The organism is Baaleninema simplex PCC 7105 (assembly GCF_000332355.1).
Taxonomy (GTDB): domain Bacteria; phylum Cyanobacteriota; class Cyanobacteriia; order Cyanobacteriales; family Geitlerinemataceae; genus Baaleninema; species Baaleninema simplex.
Window position 1 is genome coordinate 178,445 of the sequence record NZ_KB235962.1, and the last position, 14,426, is coordinate 192,870.

Annotated in this window: 12 protein-coding genes; all 12 read right to left on the reverse strand. The window is 52.2% G+C overall.

The genetic code is table 11. The features are described 5' to 3' along the window. Nucleotides 1-1,142: RNA-guided endonuclease InsQ/TnpB family protein (locus tag GEI7105_RS32590; protein WP_245555504.1), on the reverse strand; the 1,142-nt coding region annotated here is incomplete at its 3' end. 238 nt (nt 1,143-1,380) lie between these two features. Further along, nucleotides 1,381-2,604 (reverse strand): hypothetical protein, encoded by a 1,224-nt coding sequence (locus tag GEI7105_RS33995; protein WP_144054055.1) that lies wholly within the window; start codon nt 2,602-2,604, stop codon nt 1,381-1,383. A 46-nt stretch (nt 2,605-2,650) separates the two neighbouring features. After that, nucleotides 2,651-4,114, reverse strand: a complete 1,464-nt coding sequence (locus GEI7105_RS0126035; protein WP_017663302.1) for an MBOAT family O-acyltransferase — start codon at nt 4,112-4,114, stop codon at nt 2,651-2,653. 251 nt (nt 4,115-4,365) lie between these two features. Then, nucleotides 4,366-5,616, reverse strand: coding sequence for a glycosyltransferase family 4 protein (locus tag GEI7105_RS0126040; RefSeq protein WP_026097978.1), 1,251 nt, complete (start codon nt 5,614-5,616; stop codon nt 4,366-4,368). A 6-nt stretch (nt 5,617-5,622) separates the two neighbouring features. Further along, complete coding sequence (locus GEI7105_RS0126045; protein WP_017663304.1) at nt 5,623-6,927, reverse strand: glycosyltransferase family protein; 1,305 nt, start codon at nt 6,925-6,927, stop codon at nt 5,623-5,625. Between the two features lie 10 nt (nt 6,928-6,937). Next, nucleotides 6,938-8,263 (reverse strand): UDP-N-acetylglucosamine 2-epimerase, encoded by a 1,326-nt coding sequence (locus GEI7105_RS0126050; RefSeq protein ID WP_017663305.1) that lies wholly within the window; start codon nt 8,261-8,263, stop codon nt 6,938-6,940. 69 nt (nt 8,264-8,332) lie between these two features. Then, nucleotides 8,333-8,848, reverse strand: coding sequence for a KdsC family phosphatase (locus GEI7105_RS0126055; protein ID WP_017663306.1), 516 nt, complete (start codon nt 8,846-8,848; stop codon nt 8,333-8,335). Further along, on the reverse strand, nt 8,845-9,687 hold the full coding sequence (kdsA, locus tag GEI7105_RS0126060) for a 3-deoxy-8-phosphooctulonate synthase (RefSeq protein WP_026097979.1): 843 nt from the start codon (nt 9,685-9,687) through the stop codon (nt 8,845-8,847). The genes GEI7105_RS0126055 and kdsA overlap by 4 nt, the downstream gene beginning before the upstream one ends. Nucleotides 9,688-9,764: 77 nt before the next feature. Next, nucleotides 9,765-10,604, reverse strand: coding sequence for a sulfotransferase domain-containing protein (locus GEI7105_RS0126065; protein WP_017663308.1), 840 nt, complete (start codon nt 10,602-10,604; stop codon nt 9,765-9,767). 15 nt (nt 10,605-10,619) lie between these two features. Next, complete coding sequence (gene kdsB / locus GEI7105_RS0126070) at nt 10,620-11,348, reverse strand: 3-deoxy-manno-octulosonate cytidylyltransferase (RefSeq protein ID WP_017663309.1); 729 nt, start codon at nt 11,346-11,348, stop codon at nt 10,620-10,622. Between the two features lie 418 nt (nt 11,349-11,766). After that, complete coding sequence (locus GEI7105_RS0126075) at nt 11,767-12,768, reverse strand: KpsF/GutQ family sugar-phosphate isomerase (protein WP_017663310.1); 1,002 nt, start codon at nt 12,766-12,768, stop codon at nt 11,767-11,769. Between the two features lie 318 nt (nt 12,769-13,086). Beyond that, on the reverse strand, nt 13,087-14,244 hold the full coding sequence (locus GEI7105_RS0126085; RefSeq protein WP_017663312.1) for an acyltransferase family protein: 1,158 nt from the start codon (nt 14,242-14,244) through the stop codon (nt 13,087-13,089). Nucleotides 14,245-14,426 lie beyond the last annotated feature (182 nt).

Genomic DNA, 14,426 nt, shown 5'->3' on the forward strand with positions numbered 1-14,426 from the left:
ACCTCGACTGCGCTCGGTGAGCGAAACCGAACCGAAGTTCCGGTATGCCCTACCGTACTCAAGGCAGCGTTCAGGATGTTGATGGCGGCATTGTGGTCTCTGTCTAACTCAAAACCACAACTGACAAACATGGGTTCTCGTCGAAAGAGATTTTTGAACGTATCGCACCACAACTCGAACATTTTTGAGTAGGTATAGGCAGGATTCACCGCCACGGTAATCTTGCCAAACTTCTCTCCAAATTGTTCGAGCCACTTCCTAAACTGATACCAACCCGCATCGTGAATCGACTTGGCGAGACAGTGGTTTCTCACCAGATTCTTAATCCTCAAATCTTCGTAGGACACCAGATCGTTAGATTGGATTACGCAACGCGCCAGTCTCTTGGCGTGTTCTTCACGTTGCCGACTTATTTTGAGGTGTACTCGCCCGAGTCGATTGACGGCTTTTTTTCGGTTAGCAGAGCCTTTCTGTTTTTTGCCCACCCTTCGGTGAGCGCGTTTCAGCTTTTTCTCAGCGTTTCGGTAAAACCTCGGGTTCGGTTCAGTCTGTCCGTTTGAATCGGTGTAGAACTCTTTGAGTCCGACATCCAACCCCACGGTATTTCCTGACGGTTCGAGTGTTTCTCGAACCTCGACACTAACGCAGAACTGTGCGTAGTAACCGTCAGCCCTGCGAACCAGTCGAACCCGTTTAATTTGTTCTGTACTGTAAAACGCCAAATCCCAAGTTCCAACCAGTTTTAGTCGTCCTATATTTTTCTTATCCGTAAAGACAATATGCTTGGGGTCGAGTAACTTCCAACCGGAAGTTTTGTACTCGACGGAACGACTGTTCTTTTTGAACCTGGGATATCCTTTGTGTCCAGGAACAGACTTGCGACAGTTCTCGAAAAAACGAGAAATTGCCGACCAAGCGCGTTCGGCTGAGGCTTGACGAGCCGTGCTGTTGAGTTCTCGGGCAAAGCCATACTCTCGAGCCAGGACTCGACAGTATTTGTTGAGGTCGTATTTGTTAACACCTCGGTTATCTATCCAATAGCGCAGTGCCTTGTTGCGAACGAACTGTGCGGTTCGGATCGCTTCGTCAATCGCTGCGTATTGGTGGGGTTTACCTTTGACTTTGAACTCGAGAACAAGCATCGTCGTTTGACTTGATTGTTCTGAATATTTTAGCACAAAAAACAGGATTTTCAAAAGCCGCCCTAGAAGGCTTGCCCTGCTCGCACTGCTTGCACTGCTTGCACTGCTTGCACTGCTTGCACTGCTTGCACTGAGCTTGTCGAAGTGAGCTTGTCGAAGTGAGCTTGTCGAAGTGAGCCAAGTCGAAGGGGGCGAGGCTCTAACCCCAAAATTTTCGGTAGGGTCACCCTACCGATCTTCACGGCTCACTGCTGACGGTATAACCGAGGGCGTCGCGAACGGCTCGGGCCACTTCAGCGACTTCGTGGGGGTAAGCTTGTCGGTAGCGATCGCCTGCGGTACGAATCGAGGCTAAATGGCTTTCGAGACTGTCTCCCGTGAGTAAAACGCCGAAATCCGCCGGAAGGCGATCGGAACGCGGAGAATCGTCCGCGATCGCCTCGAGAATCACATCGCCGAGTTCCTTTTTATAGTGTGAGGCTTCGAGATACCAACGCATTTGTTCGGAACTGTTTTCGGGGGGAACGGCTTCGGTAGTAATGCTGTTATAGCCGCTAAAATCCCACAGGGGAATTCTCGAGTTTTGGGAGTGGCGGCGAGCATCTTCTTCAACTATCGCGACGAGTTCCCGTTTCCAATTCTCGAAGTCTTTATAGCGTCCCAATTCTCGCATTTTTTCCAGTTGTCGCGCGTGAACGGGGGAGATAAACACCTTGAGTTCGATGTTATGTTCCCGACAGTCGGCGATAATATCTCGTAAAACGTAGAGGGTGTCTTCAGAAAATGCTGGAATGCTAACATCCGTTTCTTCGACGCCAGCCAGAGAATAGTTGAGTTCTTCGCGAAACAGCTTGCGGGCGTTAATAGATTTGGGTTGACGTTGTTTGAAACCGCGATCGGTTTCGATGATGTCCTGTTCGTAGTCGATCGCGTTTTTAGCGATGGTTTTCAAAGAGTCGATCGTCGTGTGACGAGAAATCAGGCGATCGAGATAGGTCAAATAGACGTTGCGATCGACAAATCGAGACTTGCTAAAATCTTCTCCGGGCTTCCAATTGATGCTGAAACTTCCCATATCCAATCCCAAGATTACGGTGTTTAAGGACTGGTGTGCGATCGCAAACCTTAAAACCTCGCGAATTTCGTAAATATGCGAACCTTCTAAAGCAGCGTTGTACGCAGACGATCCCTCAAATATCGGATGTCGCGGATCGATGCCGTTGTGAGTGCGCGAAGTTCCTAAAATCAGCGTGTCGTAATTTCCCCGTTCGAGATCGAGGGATTTCACCGTTCGTAATACGGGTTCAGAAACTTGGTATTTTTCCTGATTGAATCGCTCGATTTTAACGGCACGAAATAAATGTTGCGGATCGATGACAAAGTTAAAACACGCCAATCCTAAAAATCCCGTAGCCGCAAAGGTTAAATATTTACGAACGTAGGCTTGTGAAGATTTCATCATGGGTTTGCAACAGAGGAAAGCGTTTATCTAAAAACTGGAGATCGCTTTAGAACTGGAAGTAAATAAACTCATTTTCTTGGGAAATAAACGACGCAGCAATCACTAACGCCGTCGCACCAAATAACGCCCAATGAGGTTCGTGCGTCCACTGCCACCGTCGGCTTTTCACCAACGCCGTTTCCGCAGCATCTTCAATCTCGGGAAGGGTATCCGAAATGAATTCTTGCGTGTTGGGGGCGAAAAATGCGATACCTAAGAGCGCGACAATCCACACCACCGCATCTCGCGAGGCGATCGCATCGAAACCGTTAAGTCCTACCATTCCCTGCAATACCGCCGTTGCAGCCGCTAAATCCGTCGCACGAAACAACACCCAACCGACGACGATCGCCACAAACGTAACCGACTGTGCGCCGAGACGATACCACCAAGCTCGAACGGAGGGTGTATTTTTCTCCCACCAGCGATGGACGACTAAATAAAATCCGTGCAATCCACCCCACAATACAAACGTCCAACCCGCACCGTGCCACAATCCCCCTAACAGCATCGTCACCATTAAGTTGACGTAGCGTCGCGTTTCGCCTTTACGATTTCCACCGAGGGGAATGTAGAGATAATCTCGCAAAAACCGAGATAGCGTCATGTGCCAGCGTCGCCAAAAATCAGCAATACTGACAGATTTGTAGGGCGAATTAAAGTTGAGTGGCAGACGAATTCCAAACAATCGCGCTGCCCCGATCGCCATGTCAGAATAACCGGAAAAGTCGAAATACAGTTGTAACGTATAGGCTAAGGCACCGACCCAACCTTGAGCGAAGCCGATTTGTGCGCCGTTCGCTGCCGCGTCGAATACAGGATTAGCAAAGGTGGCGATGGTGTCGGCAAACACGACTTTTTTAAATAAACCGATGGAAAAAGTCGTCAATCCGATCGCCATATCGTCGCTGTCGAACTTTAATATTTTTCCCTGAGAAAACTGTGGAATTACGTCGTCGTGATGGACGATCGGACCAGCAATCAATTGAGGAAAAAAGCTGACGAACAAACTATACTTAAAAAAACTATATTCTTTCGTTTCGCCGCGATAGGCATCGACGAGATAAGCGATTTGTTGAAAGGTAAAAAACGAAATCGCCAGGGGCAACACGATCGCCCCGAAATCGAACGTCGTTCCCAACAGGTCGTTGGCAATGGAAGCGAAAAAGTTAGCGTATTTGAAATAGCCAATCAACGCGAGGTTTACAGCAATTCCGCCGACGAGTCCCCATTTACGAACGGAAGCCGTGAGGGTATCGCGACTTAAGAACCGTCCGACAGCGTAGTTAAAGGCGATCGAAAACAGCAGCAGCAGTAAATAGGGTGGATTCCACCATCCATAAAAGAACAGCGACGCCGCCACCAGCCATCCAATGGCGAGCCGAGCGTATCCCCAACGGTTAATGGCAAAAAAGCCGATGAGGGCAACGGGCAGAAACCCAAATATAAACGTGTAGGAATTAAACAGCATGATAAGTTCGCAACATCAAGAATTGATAACGTTTTATTTCACTGTAGGGTGCGTGACTTGAAAAATCGGGTATAAATCCTGAGACCGATCGCTTTGTCACGCACCGCCAATGTACACCGCCAACATACAAGGGTGCGTGACCTAAAGACACGAAAAATATGCTGCCCAACCCGCCAACTTGTCACGCACCGACTCCACAGGTTTCTCTTATTCCCCTTGTCCCCCTTATCCTCATAACAACTTTTCCCTTTTCACTCCGTTCGCCTTGCCTCTGCAATTAACTGATTGAAAAGAGATTGATAGAGACGGGCTTGTCGATCGAGGGGAAAGGCGACTTCTGCCTTTTGCCGAGCTTGGTAACGCAGTTTGTCGTGACGTTCTTCGTCTTCGAGTACCCACGCGATCCCTCGGGCGAGGTCGTCGATATCGTAAGGTTTGACGAGATAGCCGTTTTCGTGGGAATCGACGATATCTTTCGGCCCCGTGGCGTCGAAGGCGACGACGGGCGTTCCGCAAGCCAGGGCTTCCGAGGCCGTTTGCCCGAAGGATTCGTAGATAGAGGGAACCACCATCACATCAGCAGCGGAATAGACCACCGCGAGGGATAAATCGTCGCTGAAGCTGCCCAGGTAGTGAGCGTTAAACCCTAAATCCACGGGATCGTCGGGAGCCTCGGCGCCGAACACCACTAACTCGACCCGTTCGCCCCACCCGTTTTGGCTGAGTTGCTGTAACGCGGGCATCAGCAAGTGAAATCCTTTGCGGCGATCGGCGGTGGCGGAGATCGCCCCGAACAGAACGAGTTGTTTGTCTTGGGGGAGTCGCAGCAAGTCCCGCGCCACTTTGCGATCGATGGGACGATAAACCTGAGTGTCGAGGCAAAAGGGAATCGTTTCGACGCGTCGGTTGCGAAATAGAGAACTGGCTTTGACGCAGTCGCTCATCCAGCGACTGGGCGTAACGATGGTGAGGTTCGCGTCGCGCCAGGCGTTCTGTTTGCGTTTCCACACGCGACGAGAGAGATCGTTGTCTCGATCGCTCTTGAGTTGCGGACAGCGACCGCAGTTGTCACTATAGCGATCGCAGCGTCCGCTATAGTGACACCCGCCGGTCAACGGCCACATATCCTGTAACGTCCACACTAGGGGTTTGTTCAGTTTGGACAACGTTTCGATCCGCACGAAGCCGTTACAAACCCAGTGCAAGTTGACGAGATCGGGGTCGAACTCCTTAACCCGACGGGCGATGTTGTCGGGAAACCATTGGGTAGAGAAGAGTTGGCGTTCTCGCTGGGGATACTTTCGCAGCGGTAGCCCCGTCGAGGGCGGCCCGAGTTTGGTTAACAGGCTTTTGTCGGCGACGACGCTGCGATCGCCGCTGGATTTCGCCCGCACGAGCATCTGCGACGGAACGCCGATCGCGCGTAAGCCCTGGTGAAGTCGGTAGGCCGCACGAGCAGCACCACCTCCGATGTCTGATGTACTGAGAAGGAGCGGCCGCATAGTCAGTTAAGAGCAAAGGGGATCGAGGGACACGTTAACGGGCGGGGCAGATGCAACATCTCCTAATATCGTCTTGAGAACGCTCTCGAGATAGGCGATCGAGTGTTGTTTGAGGTAGCCGTCGAAGTCGAAGGACAGCGAATCGTCGTGCGTCCCCTCGAGTAAGCGATTTAAGGCGTCGGTACAGGCTTCGACATCTCCTTCGGGAATACTCGTCCCCATGCCGAACCGTCGAACTCGCCGTTCCATGCAGTATCCTTTGCTGACGACGAGCGGTTTTTTAAACAAGGCTGCTTTGGTTAGGATATTGCTGCTGTATTGGAAGTTTTCATAAGCCGCAAACAGTACGTCGCAACAGTCGATAACGGCGTTAAACGAACCGTCGTCGGGAATCGATTCAAAACGACACAAGCAATTTTCAGGATGGTTGTCGGCGAAGGTTTTAAATTTCACATAGTCGTCGTTCAAGTCGCGATCGAAGTCTTGGTTGAACATCGCCATCGACAGCGGCCCGGCAAAGACGAAAAACCAGTCTCGATCGCTCGATCTCCGGGCGACTTCCATTAGAGTTAACAAGCCCTTGCGTTTGCTCAAGGAACCGATGAGTCCGATAATTTTGCGACCCTTGGCTTTCTCGCGAATTTCCCGTACCAGTTCGTAATTGGATTGGGGTGGAGTTTCGTCGGTAAAATCGGGAAACGGAAAGACCGGTCGGGGAAGTTGCCCTTGAAGTTGTTGGGCGATGTCTTCGTCGAGGAGCGTTAACGCCTGAGCGCGAGATGCTTTGGCGATCGCCCAGTGATCGAGGGAAACGTTCGACAGAGGAAGTTTGCGATCGCCGAATCTCAGAGAACCGGGACGAAAGTACAACCCAGACCAAGGATAAGGAAAAATGCGATCGACGATCGCGCCGCTGAGATAGTAACTGAAATAGTTATCTAGCCAGTTGAAAAACACCAAATCTGGCTCGACTCCGACGGTTTCAGTGGCTTCGCGAATTTTGCGGGCGGCGTAATTCCAACGGGCTAACACGGCGATCGGCTGGGGCAATCGACCGAGAACGGGCAGGTTTTCGGGAAACTGCCCGAAAAACGGAATGTCTTTCTGTTTGAGTTTGGACATCTCCACCGGATGGAAGAATTCGAGGGAGTTCGTGCCGCGTTCTTCGAGCCAGTCGCTCACCGCATCGGGATCGGGGTAAAAGCAAAACACGCGATACCCAGCCTCGAGCATCGTTTTGCAAAACCCGCGCATATAAGTCAGGTGATGGCCGCTGCCGTGATTGGTATCGATAAAGGCGATGCTTTTCATAAATGGCGCATTAAGGGTTGGAAATGTCGAGTTGTTTTAAAATTTCATCGACCGCGCGATCGCTCGATCGTCCGTCGAGGGCATAGGTTAAATCTTCGACCACCTGTTGTTGAAATTCGACCGTCGGTTGAGGGGTCGTCAGAGCGGTTTCCAGGGTCGATCGCAGCGTTTCTGGATACGCGGTCGTATAACTGCCGTATTCTTCGAGGTGTTTGTACCCGCAAGACGGCCCGTCTTCAAACAAATCGAAGGCGATCGCTTTTTTACCCATCATCAGCGCTTCTTCCGCCACGGTCGAACATCGTGTCACCAGTACGTCGCAGATGGTCAGCAAGCGATAAACGTCGAGTTCGGACACCTCCGGTTCGATAACTAACACGGACGCTTCGACGCCCAACGCTTCGGCGGCCTCTCGATATAAATTCGGGTGTTGGCTATCGAGGGGGTGCATTTTGACGATGGCGAACGCGCGATCGAAGGGGAGATTTCGATAGAGTTCCCGAATGTAATCTCGATATAACTGGGGTTCGTTGTCGTATTCGCGATACTCGCTGTGCAGACAGGTCGCGATGAGAACCAGGGATTTTCCAGCGAGTTGGGTTTGGGTGTCGGGATACAGTCGAAACAGCGTCGCTCGAACGTTTTCAGCCACTAAATTCGCGATGCGATCGTGGAGGGGGTTGCCCACCAATCGCACTCTCGAGTCTTCGACATCGTACTTATCTCGTAACTCCCGCTGTACCCGTTTTCCCCAAACCAACACCACGTCTGAGGCGGCGGTGGCCAAACCGCGAACGCAATCCGATCGCGTTCCCCCATGTTGGATCGAGAGGGTTTTCACGCCGAATTTGGCTAGGCGATCGGCCGTATCGACGCCGCAGCGATGGAAGTCGTAAAGGTAGCGGTGATCGAGACACATCACCACGAGTTTGTTGTCGGGATGTTTGCAGGCGCGAATTAAGGGGAAATAGTCGGTTTCTGGCGTAATTCCCAACGCTTCAAACGTCGCTTGCGTCGCGGGGGTCAGGGTTAACTGATGGACGTTGGGCAGAAAAACGACGGTGACGGCGATCGCTCCAGTTTCCACGGGCGATCGCCGACATAAATTCGCCAGGAGGGGAACGAGCAATCGCTCTCCGGCTTTAGAGTAGAGCAGAACGATAATTTCGGGTTTCGCCTCTGACGCCGACGAGACTCGAGACTGAAACGCTTTTTGTAACAGTCGCCCTTTGTCGGCAAAAGAGAGATAGTCTTGCAGCGAAAAGTAATAGTCACCGAGGAGGGTTTCTTCAATGGGTTTGAACGCCTGTCTCAACCAAGTTGTTACTTTAGCCATCGCTGCTTTCTTCCCTCGTAAATCCTTCGTCCTCAGCCGTCCGACCTCGTTTTAGCCGACGCGATATCGTCAACTCTTGGTTTGACGACAGGCCACCAGCAGATCGCAAATTTCCCGAACTGCTCCTTCGCCGCCACATTTGCGGGTGACGTAGGCCGCCACTTCGAGGTTTGCGGCCATGGCATCAGCGACAGTCAGGGGACAACCCACCCACTCGAGAACGGGAATGTCGTTGGCGTCGTCTCCGATGTAGGCGACTCGATCGCGATCGAGGTTTAAGGTTTCGCACAACCCTTGTAACGTCGAAAGTTTGTCCTCAATCCCCACATAAACATGGGCAATTCCCAAGGTTTTGGCCCGGTGGCGCGTCGCCGACGCACCGCTGGCGCTAATAATGGCGATGTCGATTCCGGCTTTTTGGGCGAGTTTGATGCCCTGGCCGTCTTTGACGTTGAACTTTTTCATCTGTTCGCCGCTGTCGCTGTAGTACAGGCCGCCGTCGGTGAGAACGCCGTCTACATCCAAGGCCAGCAGTTCGACACGAGCGAAGCGATCGCGCAAATTGTCACTGAGATCGACGGTCATGCTAATACGGGAATCGCGGTTTCGTTGAGGGCTTCGCGCACGCGCAAAATCGGACGCAGTACGTTTTCGAGTTGCGCCAGGGGAATCATGTTCGGTCCGTCGCTGAGGGCGCGATCGGGATCTTCGTGAATTTCCATAAATAGGGCGTCGATACCCACCGCGGCCGCAGCCCGTGCTAAAACCGGGGCGTATTCTCGCTGTCCGCCGGATTTAGTCCCCTGACCTCCCGGCATTTGGACGCTGTGGGTGGCGTCGAAGACGACGGGATAGCCCAGTTGTCGCATTTGGGGCAAACTGCGAAAATCGACGACGAGGGCGTTGTAGCCGAAACTGGTTCCCCGTTCGGTCAGTAGGAGTTTGGTCGCACCGGCCGCTTCGAGTTTCTTCACCACGTTTTTCATGTCCCAAGGGGCGAGGAACTGACCTTTTTTGACGTTAATCGCCCGTCCGGTTTTCGCCGCCGCCACGAGAAGGTCAGTTTGACGGCACAGGAAGGCGGGAATTTGCAAAACGTCCACCACTTCGGCGACGGGGGCGGCTTGGTAGCTTTCGTGAATGTCGGTCAACACGGGCAGTCCGAACTCGTCCTTGACCCGTTGCAGAATTTTCAACCCTTTATCGATCGCCTGTCCGCGAAAGGAATCGATCGAGGTGCGGTTGGCTTTGTCGAAGGAGGATTTGAAAATATAGTTGATGCCGAGTCGATCGCTCGCTTTGGCGATCGCTTCGGCCATTTTTAAGGTAAAGTCTTCCGATTCGATGACGCAGGGGCCGCCGATGAGTGTTAGGGGTTGGCCGTCGCCGATGGCGAGGGTTTCTGTAATTTGAGTGCGAATCATAATAAAGGTTGAACGGTTCGATCGATACTGTAAAATAACTGGTTTCGAGTAGAAAGTCGGTAAGATCGACGTAAAAATTAACGGGGTTTTAGAAAATCGCGGCTGCAATCGAGGGCGCGATCGTAAATTTCCTGAGTTTGCCGACTTATCCAATCGACGCTCTCGGGAGAGAGATCTTGGCGAGAACTACCCGTTTTTCCTCGACGAAGGTTATATCTGAGTTGTTTTAGATCTCTTTGTTTTAAAAGTTTTTTTCTATTTTTAAACGACTGATTGTCTGCGGCTTTTTGAAAGTTTATTCGATCGAGATTTAGATTCAAAAAAATTGCAATTCTACTTAAAATTGAGGTTGCATTTCGATCGAGTTCCTCATAGCAAACCCAAGCAATCGATCGAGGTTGGCGATCGCAAGCGCCTATCGCTCGTCGAACGTGGTCGATCCAGCGAGGCAGGTTTTGGAGGCAAAACTCATCGACTGAGAAACCTGAGACTTTTTCCACGTTTGACGTTTGCGGGTGGTTTCGTAAAAAGTAGTATTGAGAGCTCAAAACATCAGAGGCTTTCCGAAAAATGTAAATCGTTTTGCGATTGTCTGCATCTTTCCATTCGTGGCTTTTTACCACGCGATAGGGAAGACAATTTTTCGGATCTCGGGTAACTCTCAAGTTATTTTTATAAATTGAAGGCACCCATCGCTCGAACTCGTTTTCGTGCAATGTCGAGGTAGAAACGCCGTGATGCTGTAGCATCATATCGGCAATGAGATGACGCGTCCAACTGTTCCCCGAGCGAGGATAAGACAGCAAAATTACATCGTTATCCCGTAGGTTGGCTCGATTTTGGGTTACGCTGCGAACGAACTGAGACGGCCTTGCGAGATTCCGAACGCGATCGCCTATCCGTGCAAGGGTTTGCATAGGTTGCATGGGAAACTACCTCGATTGGATATACAGCTGAGCTTTGTCTAAATCGTCCGGCGTGTTAATTTCGATCGCGGCTTTTTCGGTTTGACACACGCGAATCGCGTATCCGTGTTCGAGAACGCGCAACTGTTCGAGTCCTTCGCACTGTTCGAGAGGGGTTGGCGTCAGTTTGGCATACTCGGCGAGAAAGTCCTGTCGAAACGCATACAATCCCAAGTGATGGTACACCGGGGCCGAACCGCGATTGCGATAGTAAGGAATGGGAGCGCGCGAGAAATACAGGGCGTGTCCTCGCACGTCGCACAACACTTTCACGGTGTTGGGATCGCGGTAATCTGCTTCAGAGTCGAGGGGACAGCCTAACGTCGTCATTTCCGGCGTTTCCCCTTGGAGGTAGGGATCGAGGAGTTGCGAAAGGGATTGGGGCGTGACGAAGGGCTGATCGCCTTGAACGTTGGCCACCACTTCCATTTCGGGGTAGCGTTCGGCCACTTCCGCCACGCGATCGGTACCGGTTAGATGGTCGTCTCGCGTCATTTCGACACGACCTCCGAACTCGCGCACGCAATCGGCAATTTTGTCGTTATCGGTGGCGACGACCACGCGATCGAACAGGGGACACTGACAGGCGGCTTCGTATACCCACTGCACCATCGGACGCTCCCCCAGTCGCACGAGAGGCTTACCGGGAAAGCGTTGAGATTGGTAGCGGGCGGGAATGACGGCGAGAATTTTCACGTTAAAAATTTGGGAGATTGGAGAGCAACACGTCTTTAGAACACTACGGGGACGAACATCGACGGCTCGTCGAACGCCTCGCTGAAGTCTCGTGCGGCTCGAGCCGCCGAAGGACGATACAATTAACCCATGCCGAAATTGCTAAAGGCACTGTCGCTACGCAGAAACGGTCGTGGAGTAGGCAAGTGTTGGCGCGAAACACGCAAACTGTAGCACTGGGGGCGTGTGGGGCAACTCGCTTGTAGAAACAACATTGGGTGTTCTAGCTCCTTTGAGGTTAGAGGGGAATCCCAAACGTAAGCGGTCCCAACAACTCGGCAATGGCATCAGTCCCGCAGTCAATGCGAAGGGATGTCAAAGTCAGGGTTTAAAACCCAAGAAGCGAGGCAGCGAAGAGCCACCGCGCTCTAGGGTAAGCTTACAGCAAGCCACTCCGAGCGATGTCGTGCAGTCGCAGCAGTCCGATGCAGCGCCGATCGCTATCGATGACCGGTAACACGGCGATCTGCGAGGGGCGGTCTTCCATAATTTTCAGGGCATTGTACGCCAGCATATCGGCCGTAACAGCAATGGGGTTGCGCGTCATGATTTGACCGGCTTGCAGTTGGGCTAACTCGCTGGGATCGATTTTTTGAATCGCCCGCCGCAAGTCGCCATCTGTAATAATTCCGATCAGGCGATCGCTGTCGATGACGTTCACCGCCCCGAGTCCGCCTTTACTAATTTGCGTGACGGCATCGAGCCAGCTTGCTTCGGGTTCGATGACGGGGTTGTCGTCTCCGCCGTGCATCAAGTCAGACACGCGCACGGTCAACCGTTTGCCCAGCCGTCCGGCGGGATGGTTGAGGGCGAAATCTTCTGGAGTCAATCCTTTAAGTTGCATCACCGTCATAGCCAAGGCGTCTCCGAGGGCAATGGCGACGGTGGTGCTGGTGGTGGGGGCTAGGTGCAAGTGACCGGCTTCTTTTTCGATGGTGGCGTTGAGAACCACGTCAGCGTTGCGAGCGAGGGTCGATCGCACGTTGCCGACGAGGGCGACGATCGGAACCTTACGCTGTTTCAAGCAGGGCAACATGGCCAGCACTTCGTCGGTTTCGCCGCTGTTACTCAAGGCGATCGCGATGTCGTCTCCCGATACGATCCCCAAATCGCCATGTAGGGCTTCTGCGGGGTGGAGAAATACGGCTACGACCCCGATACTCGTCAGGGTGGCGGCGATTTTTCGGGCGACGATCCCCGATTTTCCCACCCCGGACAGTACGATTTTGCCGCGACAGTTCGCCATTAAGTTGACGGCTTTATTGACTTCCTCGGCGTGAAGTTGTTCGGCGACTTTGGCGATCGCTTCGGCTTCGAGTTGGAGGAGTTCGGTAACTTGTGAAAAATGATTTTGTGGGAGAAACGAGATGGGAGACTGCATCGGTTGCCCCTTGAGTTCGATAGATATGCGGACGCGAGTTCGGGGTTCGCGTCGTCAAACGGCTATTGTTCCTGTAGCGTACGCGATCGATTCTCGGATTGCCAAGCGTTTCTCCGTATCTTCATCAAAACAATAAAATCGATCGCCGAGTGTCAACCGTATTTATACGGGTTTTGGATTTTTCGATTCGGAGTGCGATCGCATCTAACCAAAACCCCCTACTGTTGCCCGTTCCCCGTTTCCCGTTCCCTCGACCGAAGGTCGCTGTCCAACGGTTTTTGAAGGTTTGATGAAGCTCGCGATCGCGCGGCCGGAACGCTATCGTACGAGCGGATTCAACCACGGCCCTCGTGCTTTCGGCCGCCCCACGAGTTGCGGAACGGTGGCGTTTAACAGTTTGGCGACCGGCCAGGCGACGAGAAGGGACAGCACGGCCAGGACGAACGCCAGGAGGTTGGCGGTTCCGCTGTGGTTGAGGTCGAAGTAAGGAGCGATCGCCCGCACGATCGAGAGGTTGAAGCTATCGTCGAGGATGCCGTTTAAACCCAGTAAAATCAAGGTGCTGCGACCGATATCGAGCAGGGGAAAAACGGCCGGGGTTAGTTGGGCGATCGCGATCGCGGCCAAGGCTCCGGCTAAGGCCGTCGGGACGAATCCCCACCATTGGCCGTAACTCCCGACTGCCATCGACACGATATCGACCGACCCGCGAAACGGCCCGGTGTTGAGGTCGAAGGTCAGCAGTGCGATCGCCACACCCGCGATCGCCACGACTAGGCTACGTTTGCGATCGATTTGACCGAGACCGTCGCCGCCAAACAGTCGAATGCGGGCGCATCCGATCCCGAACAAATAGAACGAATACGCCACGATCGCCTCGTAGACAAACCAGACATCTCGTTCGATTCCGGTCAGCGAAACCACGAGATCGAACTTCCAATTGACAATCGCACCGACGAGAGAACAAGCGATCGCCGCTCCAAAAATTCTCGGCGTCGATCGCAGATATCGTTTCGCTCCAAAATGAAAAATTTCGACAACAAACAAACAAACTAAAAACCAAGTCGCCGCGTTAAATACAGGAAATCCGCGCACGAGTTTCAGCCAATGAAATAGATAAGCTTCTAAGTTCCAATCGACCTGTCCGCCAGTGGGAAATAACAGCGCAACGCCCAACCCAACTGTATTAAAGACAGCAACCGGCAACAAACGCGACAACGCATGATATTTAAAAAAATGCCCGAACCGATCTAACTTATCTTTATAAACATATCCCGAAAGCACAAAAAATAGCGGGATATGAAACGAATGAACGAACTTTAATGAAGGCAATAATTCCAAATATCTGAGATCGACAAAACTTTCTAACAAATGCCCGTAAAAAACGAGAAAAATGCCGTAAGCTTTTGCAATATCCAACCAAGCAACCCGGACGGGCTGAGTCTTTTTAGGCCGTTCGTTTTGTAAGAGCAACATTGTTTCGACACAATTTCCTCAACACAGTTGTCGTTTTTTCTCATAGGGAATCCGAATCTCAACGCTTCGACTCCGCTCGGACTCAAATACTGTTTTTTCCCAAACCGACCAGCCCCTCTATTCCCCCAACCATCCCCCCAACCCCCCTTTCAAAGGGGGGCGAAGGGGGGGTGTGGGGAAGA

What these genes read in the sequence shown, in the direction of transcription:
- GEI7105_RS0126045 (WP_017663304.1), bottom strand. Translation starts at nt 6,927, where the DNA reads ATGAAAAGCATCGCCTTTATCGATACCAATCACGGCAGCGGCCATCAC.
- GEI7105_RS0126085 (WP_017663312.1), bottom strand. Translation starts at nt 14,244, where the DNA reads ATGTTGCTCTTACAAAACGAACGGCCTAAAAAGACTCAGCCCGTCCGG.
- GEI7105_RS0126075 (WP_017663310.1), bottom strand. Translation starts at nt 12,768, where the DNA reads ATGCAGTCTCCCATCTCGTTTCTCCCACAAAATCATTTTTCACAAGTT.
- GEI7105_RS0126065 (WP_017663308.1), bottom strand. Translation starts at nt 10,604, where the DNA reads ATGCAAACCCTTGCACGGATAGGCGATCGCGTTCGGAATCTCGCAAGG.
- GEI7105_RS0126050 (WP_017663305.1), bottom strand. Translation starts at nt 8,263, where the DNA reads ATGGCTAAAGTAACAACTTGGTTGAGACAGGCGTTCAAACCCATTGAA.
- GEI7105_RS0126035 (WP_017663302.1), bottom strand. Translation starts at nt 4,114, where the DNA reads ATGCTGTTTAATTCCTACACGTTTATATTTGGGTTTCTGCCCGTTGCC.
- GEI7105_RS0126055 (WP_017663306.1), bottom strand. Translation starts at nt 8,848, where the DNA reads ATGACCGTCGATCTCAGTGACAATTTGCGCGATCGCTTCGCTCGTGTC.
- GEI7105_RS33995 (WP_144054055.1), bottom strand. Translation starts at nt 2,604, where the DNA reads ATGATGAAATCTTCACAAGCCTACGTTCGTAAATATTTAACCTTTGCG.
- GEI7105_RS0126040 (WP_026097978.1), bottom strand. Translation starts at nt 5,616, where the DNA reads ATGCGGCCGCTCCTTCTCAGTACATCAGACATCGGAGGTGGTGCTGCT.
- kdsA (WP_026097979.1), bottom strand. Translation starts at nt 9,687, where the DNA reads ATGATTCGCACTCAAATTACAGAAACCCTCGCCATCGGCGACGGCCAA.